At 70.6% G+C, this 9,094-nt stretch carries 8 protein-coding genes and 2 pseudogenes; 5 read left to right on the plus strand and 5 right to left on the minus strand.

Features of this window, described 5'->3' with window-relative positions:
- The 5 genes and pseudogenes from HN013_RS33815 to HN013_RS31765 form a co-directional block, all read left to right on the plus strand.
- Window positions 1-567: pseudogene (locus HN013_RS33815) on the plus strand (bifunctional ornithine acetyltransferase/N-acetylglutamate synthase); the annotation flags it as partial.
- Window positions 568-595: 28 nt separating this feature from the next.
- Window positions 596-1,024, plus strand: a pseudogene (locus HN013_RS33820) (bifunctional ornithine acetyltransferase/N-acetylglutamate synthase); the annotation flags it as partial.
- Window positions 1,021-2,004 carry an acetylglutamate kinase gene (gene argB, locus HN013_RS31755; protein WP_171172420.1) on the plus strand — a complete coding sequence of 328 codons (984 nt, stop codon included), beginning with the start codon at window positions 1,021-1,023 and terminating at the stop codon, window positions 2,002-2,004. The pseudogene HN013_RS33820 and the gene argB, both read left to right, overlap by 4 nt.
- The gene (locus HN013_RS31760) at window positions 2,001-3,191 is read left to right on the plus strand and encodes an acetylornithine transaminase (protein WP_171172422.1); all 1,191 of its coding nucleotides are present in this window, start codon (window positions 2,001-2,003) and stop codon (window positions 3,189-3,191) included. The genes argB and HN013_RS31760 overlap by 4 nt, the downstream gene beginning before the upstream one ends.
- Before the next feature lie 140 nt (window positions 3,192-3,331).
- Window positions 3,332-3,874 (plus strand): arginine repressor, encoded by a 543-nt coding sequence (locus tag HN013_RS31765; protein ID WP_171172424.1) that lies wholly within the window; start codon window positions 3,332-3,334, stop codon window positions 3,872-3,874.
- Window positions 3,875-4,110: 236 nt separating this feature from the next.
- Here HN013_RS31765 and HN013_RS31770 read toward each other — a convergent pair whose 3' ends face one another.
- The 5 genes from HN013_RS31770 to HN013_RS31790 all read right to left on the minus strand — a co-directional run.
- A complete protein-coding gene (locus tag HN013_RS31770; protein ID WP_171172426.1) occupies window positions 4,111-6,408 on the minus strand; it encodes a hypothetical protein in 2,298 nt (765 codons plus the stop codon).
- Between the two features lie 102 nt (window positions 6,409-6,510).
- A complete protein-coding gene (locus HN013_RS31775; protein ID WP_171172427.1) occupies window positions 6,511-7,053 on the minus strand; it encodes a hypothetical protein in 543 nt (180 codons plus the stop codon).
- Between the two features lie 197 nt (window positions 7,054-7,250).
- Window positions 7,251-7,592 (minus strand): hypothetical protein, encoded by a 342-nt coding sequence (locus tag HN013_RS31780; protein ID WP_171172429.1) that lies wholly within the window; start codon window positions 7,590-7,592, stop codon window positions 7,251-7,253.
- Between the two features lie 305 nt (window positions 7,593-7,897).
- Entirely contained in the window at window positions 7,898-8,905 is a 1,008-nt protein-coding gene (locus tag HN013_RS31785) for an acyl-ACP desaturase (protein WP_312018777.1), read from the minus strand.
- 21 nt (window positions 8,906-8,926) lie between these two features.
- Window positions 8,927-9,094 (minus strand): transposase family protein (locus HN013_RS31790; RefSeq protein WP_249375678.1); only part of this gene is annotated, 168 nt, incomplete at its 5' end.

The following is a 9,094-nucleotide window of genomic DNA, read 5'->3' on the forward strand; positions in this document are numbered from 1 at the left end:
TTCCAGGACACTCACGCGACGGCGGAGAAGGCCGCCGAGGCCCTCGGCTGCGGTGCCGGGGAGATCGCCGTTGCTTCCACCGGGCTGATCGGGGTGCGGCTGCCGATGGACAAGCTCCTGCCGGGCATCGGCCGGGCCGCCGCGGGTCTGTCGGCGCATGGTGGTGAGAAGGCCGCGATCGCGATCAAGACCACCGACACCGTGCACAAGACCGCCGTCGCCGAGGGCGCCGGCTGGGTGGTCGGCGGGATGGCCAAGGGCGCGGGCATGCTCGCCCCGGGGCTGGCGACGATGCTCGTCGTCCTGACCACCGACGCCGACGTCGACGCCCCCGCTCTGGACGAGGCGTTGCGGGAGGCGACGCGCACGACCTTCGACCGCGTCGACTCCGACGGCTGCATGTCCACCAACGACACCGTCCTGCTCCTCGCCTCCGGCGCCTCCGGGATCACACCTGACCCCGACACGTTCGGGGAGGCGGTCCGCGAGGTCTGTGACGACCTGGCCCGTCAGCTCATCGGGGACGCGGAGGGTGCGAGCAAGGACATCCGTATCGAGGTCATCGGCGCCGCAAGCGAGGAGGACGCGGTNGGAGGCGGTCCGCGAGGTCTGTGACGACCTGGCCCGTCAGCTCATCGGGGACGCGGAGGGTGCGAGCAAGGACATCCGTATCGAGGTCATCGGCGCCGCAAGCGAGGAGGACGCGGTCGAGGTGGGCCGTTCCATCGCCCGCAACAACCTCCTCAAGTGCGCCATCCACGGCGAGGACCCCAACTGGGGCCGTGTACTCTCCGCGATCGGCACCACCTCCGCCGCCTTCGACCCGGACCGGCTGAACGTGGCGATCAACGACGTGTGGGTCTGCCGCAACGGCTCGGTCGGCGACGACCGCGACCTCGTCGACATGCGCTACCGGGAGGTCCGCATCACGGCCGACCTGGCCGAGGGCAAGGAGTCCGCCATCATCTGGGCCAACGACCTCACCGCCGACTACGTCCACGAGAACAGCGCCTACTCCTCATGAACACTTCCCCGGACACCGCCGGCACCCGCAAGCACACCGCTCTCCCCAAGGCCCGCACCCTCGTCGAGGCGCTGCCCTGGCTGACTCGCCACCACGGCAAGACCGTGGTCATCAAGTTCGGCGGGAACGCCATGGTCGACGACGAGCTGAAGGCCGCCTTCGCCCAGGACGTCGTCTTCCTTCGGCACGCGGGGCTGCGGCCCGTCGTCGTGCACGGCGGCGGGCCGCAGATCAGTGCGCAGCTCGAACGACTCGGTATCGCCTCGGAGTTCAAGGCGGGGCTGCGGGTCACCACGCCCGAGGCGATGGACGTCGTGCGGATGGTCCTCGCGGGTCAGGTCCAGCGCGAGCTCGTCGGCCTGCTCAACCGGCACGGCCCGCTCGCCGTCGGGATGACCGGCGAGGACGCCCACACCATGACCGCCACCAAGCACTACGCCCGCATCGACGGCGAGCGCGTGGACATCGGCCGCGTCGGCGAGGTCACCGCCATCGACACCGGCGCCGTCCAGGCCCTGCTCGACAACGGCCGCATCCCCGTCATCTCCTCGATCGCCCGCAGTGCCGAGGACGGGCACGTCTACAACGTCAACGCCGACACGGCCGCCGCCGCCCTCGCCGCCGCCCTGGGTGCGGAGACGCTGATGGTGCTCACGGACGTCGAGGGCCTCTACGCGGACTGGCCGAACAGCGACGACGTCATCAGCCGGCTCACCGCGAGCGAACTGGAGGCGCTGCTGCCGGAACTGTCGAGCGGCATGGTGCCCAAGATGGAGGGGTGCCTGCACGCCGTCCGTAACGGGGTGGCCAACGCCCGCGTGATCGACGGGCGGGTGCAGCACTCGATCCTGCTGGAGATCTTCACCGACGAGGGCATAGGAACGATGGTCGTCCCGGACGCCGCCGGCCCTCGGGCCGCGACCGGCACGCCCACCACGACCACGACCGGCACGCCCACCACCACCGGGGGAACGTCATGACCAACGCCGAACTCACCCGGCGCTGGCAGAGCGCCCTCATGGACAACTACGGCACCCCCCGCGTCCCCCTTGTCCGGGGCGAGGGCAGCACGGTGTGGGACGCGGACGGGAAGGCGTACCTCGACCTCGTCGGCGGCATCGCCGTCAACGCCCTCGGCCACGCCCACCCGGCCGTCGTCCGGGCGGTCTCCGACCAGATCGCCACCCTCGGCCATGTCTCCAACCTCTTCACCGCCGAGCCGACCGTCCTCCTCGCCGAGCGGCTGCTGGAGCTCTCCGGCCGTCCCGGACGCGTCTACTTCGCCAACTCCGGTGCGGAGGCGATCGAAGCGGCGTTCAAGATCGGACGACGGACGGGCCGCCCCCACATGGTCGCCGCGCAGGGCGGTTTCCACGGACGGACGATGGGCGCCCTGGCCCTTACGGGACAGCCCGGGAAGCAGGAGCCGTTCCGACCGCTGCCGGGCGACGTCACCCATGTCCCCTACGGGGACACCGAGGCGCTGCGCGCCGCCGTGACCACGGACACGGCCATGGTCGTCCTGGAGCCGGTACAGGGCGAGAACGGCGTGGTCGTACCGCCCGCCGGCTACCTGGCGGCCGCCCGGGAGATCACCCGGGCCACCGGGACCCTGCTCGTCCTGGACGAGATCCAGACAGGTATCGGCCGCACCGGTCACTGGTTCGAGCACCTTGCCCAGGGCGTCGAGCCCGACGTGGTCACCCTGGCCAAGGGCCTCGGCGGCGGTCTTCCCATCGGTGCCACCCTCGCCTTCGGGGACGCCGCCGGCCTGCTGACACCGGGTCAGCACGGCTCGACGTTCGGCGGCAATCCGGTCGCCTGCGCGGCGGCGCTGGCAGTCCTCGACACCCTGGCCACCGAGGGGATTCCCGCCCGGGCCGGGCGTACGGGCGCCCTGCTGCGTGACGGGATCGCTGCGCTCGGCCATCCCCTGGTCGACCATGTCCGTGGCGCGGGCCTGCTGCTGGGTATTGTCCTTTCCAAGCCCGTCGCGGCGGACGTGCAGCGGGCGGCTCAGGAAGCCGGCCTCCTGGTGAACGCGGTCGCACCCGACGTGGTGCGGCTGGCTCCTCCGCTGATCATCACGGAAGATGAGGCGGGGACGTTCCTCCGGGTGCTCCCCGGCGTCCTCGACGCCGTCACCGCCGCGGCAGGGATGCGGTAACCCTGACGGGTGCGGTAGCCCTGACGGGGTGCTGCAACCCTGATGGGGCGCAGTAGCCCTGACGGGGTGCGGTATCCCCGACGGGGCGCGGCAGCCCCGACAGGGCCCCAGGAGAACGACGACCGGAGACTGACGAGACGATGACCGAGGCCCAGGAGACCGAGCCGGCCCACGGCGGGCAGGCCGTGCCGCAGACCCGCACCGCACGCCACCGCCGGATCGTGGACATCCTCAGCCGGCAGGCCGTCCGTTCGCAGAGCCAGCTCGCCCGGCTGCTCGCCGACGACGGCCTCTCGGTCACCCAGGCCACGCTCTCCCGCGACCTCGACGAACTGGGTGCCGTCAAGATCCGCAACACCGGCGGCGAGCTGATCTACGCCGTCCCGTCGGAGGGTGGCGACCGTACCCCCCGCGCACCCCTCGGCGAGTCCGCCACCGAGGCCCGCATGGGCCGGCTGGCAGCGGAACTGCTGATCTCCGCCGAGGCGTCCGCCAACCTCGTCGTCCTCCGCACCCCGCCCGGCGCGGCCCAGTTCTTCGCCTCGGCCATCGACCAGGCGGGCGTGCACGAGATCATCGGCACCATCGCGGGCGACGACACGGTCCTGCTGATCAGCCGCGACCCGCTCGGCGGCCAGGCCCTCGCCGACCACCTCCTTCGGCTGGCCCAGAAGGAACGCTGAGCTCCTGCTGCCGGCCCAGCAGGAGCGCCGAGCAATCGCCCGCCGCCCGCCCGCCCGTCGGCCCGCCACCCGTCCGCCGGCCGGCCGTCTGCCCGGCCTGCCACCCGTCCGTCGCCCGTCCGCCGGCCCGTCCGTCGCCTGCCCATCGGCCTGCCGCCCGTCCGACGCCCGCACGGAGCTACGCCCGTCGTCGGGTCCGGCGCGTCGGACTGCGGACACACAGCACGCCGCCTTCATCAGGCATCCATCACGCCGTCACCCTTCACATCGTCGTCCATCACGTCGTCCGCTTCCGCCGGATCGTCGTCGCCATGGATGACCCGGCGGAGGTTCTGGACGTCGGTCTGGAGGTTCAGCAGCTCTTCCCGCAAGCCGTCCAGCTCGCCGACCTCGATGAGGGGCGGCCAGGAGCCCGTCCCGGCGTCGAGCTCCAGCAGCTGGTCGAGCGCGTCGCGGGCCGTCGCCAGGGACTGGCGCAGCGTGCGGCGGTGTTCGACGGCGCGCAGGCTCGCGGGCCGGGGGTCGGGGCCCTGGGGCGACGGGCTCCCGGGGGCGGGCGGCGCGCTCTCCGTGGCGGACTCCGGGGCGTCGCCGTCCCCCGAGGGGAGAACGCCGCCCACGGCCGGTGCCGACTTGGCCAGGTGGGCCCGCCACGCCCTCTCGGCCCGCTCCTCGTCCGACGCCCGGACCACGTCCCACTGGGACAACGTCACCGGCACCCCGACCTCGTCCCGCGCGATCTTGTCGGGCCGGGCGAGGTCGACCGTGAAGTGGACGTAGCCGGCCGCCGCGTCCTGCTCCTCCTTCTCCTTCCCCTTCCTGATGAACTGCCGGATGGTCACCGCGTTCTGCGGCAGCTGGTCGGTCCGGAACCGGTTGGCGGCGAGGGCGAGCGTCCAGAGGCCCAGCTCGTTCCCCTGGTGGGACAGGTCCTCGACGATCTGGCTGACGTCCGCGCGGAAGGGGACGCCGCCCTTCTCCTTGGGGGCCATCAGGGCGGAACCGACGTTCCGTGTCAGCTGCTTGTCGGCGATGAGCGCGATGCCGCCCGCCACCGCGAGGGTGCAGCGCGCGTCCACGTCACCGGCCAGGGCGGGGGCGACCAGGGTGGTGAAGTCGTCGGTGGGGACGGGTTCCCACTCCTTCATGACGTCCGCCGTGAGCACGCCGCCGTTCTTCCAGGCGTTGCGCGCCTGCTTGGAGACGGCCCTCTTGGGGCTGCGCCAGGGCAGGTCCACGATGGGGCCCAGCAGCTCGGCGAACCCCTTGGGCCCCATCCGCTGCCCGCCCTTGATCGCCTTGGCCTGGTCCTTGAGCCGTTCGTGCAGCTCCGGCCGGGTCAGGGCGTGCACGAGGTGGACGGCGCGCCACAGCGCGGTGCCGGGGATCCGGTCGTCGCCGAACTCCCGGGGCAGATCCTCGGGTTCGATCCGACCCACGGCCAGGCCGTAAATGGCCTGGAGGCCGTCCTTCGCCACCGGGGCCTCGCCCTGCTGGATCACCCGCTTGAGGGCCCGCGTGATGACCTCGACGTTCTGGGCCGCGTCGTCCCACGGCTTGAACTCCACGTGGACGGAGGCCAGGATCGACCGGACCGCGTCCTCGAAGCAGTCGTCCGGTGCGAGGAGATGGCCCCGATGCCCCTCGACCCCCACGGCGATCTGGGCGGGCACCACATGCGTCTGCGCGATCTGCACCGCCCTCGGCCCGGGCTCCGGCTCCGCCGCCTCCGCGGCGAACTCGTCCGCGAGGGCGGCCCGCCGGGCCGCCCGGAGCGCGGCCAGCCGCTCCGACAGCGGTCCGATGCCGCCGGGGGACGTCCCCGCCTTGCCGAACAGCGCCTCCACCGCCAGCGTCGCGGTCTCGGCGGCATCCGCGTCCGGACCCGCCAGCACCTTCCAGGCGCTTGCCAGCCGGGTGATCCCGTCCCGCACCACGAGGGCGTGGAACGGCTCGACGGCGCTGTCCTCGAAAGCGAACTCCACCGCGTGCGCGATGAGATTGCGCGTCACCTTCCGGGCCAGGATGGACGACGCGTAGTCGTTCTTGGCCAGTGTGCTGTTGAACGTCTGCCAGACGTGGTTCCTGAGGTGCTCCAGGTCCTTGTACTGGTACCGGACGACGGCACACGGCCCGCCCCGCGCGGTGGTCCCCACGACGTGCGGGTCGGGGACGTCCATCACCTCCATCCCGGTACGCGGCTGGATGCCGGGCAGCAGCTCGCTCGTCCAGACCCGGGTGACGAGCGACCACAGGGTCGCCCCCTCGACGTTCTCCTCCATGAGGAACCCGGCCGGCCCCTCCGGTGACGACCGGAGCTGCGCGGCCGCGGCGCCCGGCGCGGTGATGCCCCGCGCCACGGCCCGCCAGGCCTCCTCGGGGAGGGCGGTGGTGGCGTTGGCCAGGCCTGCCGCGACGACCTCGTCGCGGTCGGCGTCGGTGGGTGGCGCGGGCAGGGCGAGCTCGGCGTTGGAGATCAGGATCCGCTCCGACCCCCATGGAACCGTCACGGGTTGCGGGATGGAATGGGGCACGGTGCCTCCGTTGTGGGCGAGTTGGTGCGAAGAAAGGCGGAAGACCCGGCGCTCCCGGGCCTTCACTCATGGCGCTCATAGCGCTCATAGCGCTCATAGCGCTCATAGAGGGAAGGGACCCTCGGCTTTCGGGAGCAAGCGCGGGTACCAGTCATGCATAAAACGGTGGGATTCGCGCTTGACCATGGAGTGGAAGGCGGAGAAGGCGATCAGGTCCGCAGCCTGAAGGAAGTCGCGCTCAGGAGGCACGATGAGGCCGGGCTGCTCCGCGACGCGGCTTCTGCCGTGCGGGAGTTGGCGCCGTGACGCCCGCAAGGTCTCCGTGCCGTTCCCGTCGAAGACGATCGAGGCCGGGCTGTCGTCCGCCGTGTGCCAGTCGATGAGCTCATCGACCAGGGCCGGGTACAGCTGCTCGTAGGTCGCGTTGTGACGGTATGCCGCCCCGACGGTGACGCGCGGTATCGCTGCGATGATTTCCAGCCAGTGCGTCATATCTCTCTGACCGGCGGCCAGGATGTGCAGATGCGGATCGGTGTGCAGGCTGTCACGGAGGACTCGAAAGTGTCCGGTGGCGGTCCTCCGCGCGTCGGACGGGATGCACATCCAGCCGATAACCGACATCTCCGTGATGTCGTACTTGCTCATGTAGTAGACGCGGTGCGGAGGCTCTCCCCCCTCTGATCCCCTCATGCCGTCTCCCGGTACACCAGCTCTTGATCAAGAGCCTCTGGTGCACTCCTCGGGCTCACGGTGATCTGTGTGATGCCGAAAGACTTTAGTGGCCGTGGGGTTGGCTCATCCGCCAACTTCATGGGTTTGGCCGGAAGTTGCTGCTGGCAACCTCATCGGTCGAGGTGTGCTCGCACTCCGGGAAAGTTGTCCAGCAGAACGGGGAGCGGATTCGCGCCCAGCTTGTCCAGGACTGCCACATGTGTGGCGACTTCCACCGCCTGGCCAAGCGGGCAGTCCTTCTGGATGACGAATACGAAGTCGTTCTCGGACGTGGGGAGCCGCCGGGGGAGCGTGATCAGCCCTTGCTCCTCAAGAGCCTTCGAGATCTGCTCGCAGAGCTCCTGGCTGAGCCGGGAGCGCTCCGGTGCCGCGTACTTCTTGATGAAGCGCATCGATACGCGCTTGATCCCGTCGTCCACCTCGACCGCGTTCGCGATAACAGTGAAGTCCATAACTAAGTACATTACTGAGTTGATTACTGAGCTACAACCCCCATCCAGCGCCACAGGAACGGCAGTTGCCCCCCCTGCTCTCTCACCACCGGACGCAACCACCAACAGCCGGTGCGGAGAGCCGGATGGTCCTGCCGGGACCGGCTCTCCGCACCCTGCCCACCTCCTGGTCCAGCCTGCTGCCTTCGCAGACGCCGCGCCGGTGAGCCGCGTGCGCGGTCCCTCGAATGCCCGCCGATGAGGGGAGCGGCGGCGTTGTCGTGATGAGGGGGAAGTGCTTTCGGCACACCGCACGCGTCGGCGTCTCACCAGCGGATGAGAGCCAGCTCGATGGCGAATCCGGGCCCCATCGCCACGACGAGACCGGGCGTACCCCGGGGCGGCGGAGCCTTTGCCGCCGTACACAGCACGTCCAGGACGGATACGGAGGAGAGATTGCCTTTGGCCGCCACCGACCGGCGGGTGAGTTCCAGGGCCTGGGGAGGCAGGGCGAAGGCCCGCTCCACGGCGGTGAAGACCTTCGGTCCCGCGCCGTGCACGATCCAGCTCCCCACATCTCGCGTCGTCAGTCCGTGCCGGCTGAGCAACTCCCGTACGGCACGCGGCAGGTGATTCTCCACGAGGGCCGGGATCTCCGCGGACAGGACGATCCTGAAGCCGTGGGAACCGATGTCCCAGCCGAGCACGCGCTCCTGCGCCTGCCGGCCGACGGGACCGAGTTCGGTCGCCGCCAGCACCGGGAGGGTGCGCAGCAGTGGCGCGACGACGTGCTCGTGGTGGATGTCCGGGTTGTAGATGCCCGCCGCCGCGACGCGGGCGGCCCGCGATCCGAACCCCGGGATGGCCGCCCCCGGCATCCGGAAGTCGCGGAGGACGTCCGCCAGGGCCGTCATGGCGTCGTCGGGGAACACCTGGAACGCGTCGGCCAGCAGCTCTCGGTAGAAAAGCATGTGCAGGTTCTCGTCGGCGGCGATCCTGGTCATCAGCCGCTCGCCCAGCCGGTCACCGCACAGGGCACCGGTATTGCGGTGAGCATGCCGGGTGGCGAGTTCCTGGACGGTGGCGTACGCCAGGGTGTGCAGCGGGGTGAACCAATTGTGGGGGGACCATCCGCTCGCCATGTTCCGCAGCCGCAGATCCTCCAGGACGACCGGGTCGACCGCCCGCCGGGCGAGGAGAATGGCACGCAGCACGAACGAGTGCCGGTCCTCCTCGGCCGTCCACCGGTGGACCCAGGCACCCCAGGCTCCGTCCCGCCCGAGCCGGATCGTGATCTCGGAGTGGTAGCTGGGCAGGTTGTCTTCGGTGAGCACGTTGATGATCAGTGAGCTCTTTCAGCGTTGCCGCTCCAGGGTGAGGACGGCTCGGGCGATTGCCGACATTCGATTTGGGCTGCACCGGGCTCTGCGGAAGATCCGCCAGGACTTCAGACGGGCCACGCCTCGCTCGACCGGTGCCCGCGCTGCCGAGAGTGCGCGGTTGACCGTGCGTTGGGTCGGTGA

Origin of the sequence: Streptomyces sp. I05A-00742 (assembly GCF_013055795.1) — a bacterium.
Lineage (GTDB): Bacteria > Actinomycetota > Actinomycetes > Streptomycetales > Streptomycetaceae > Streptomyces.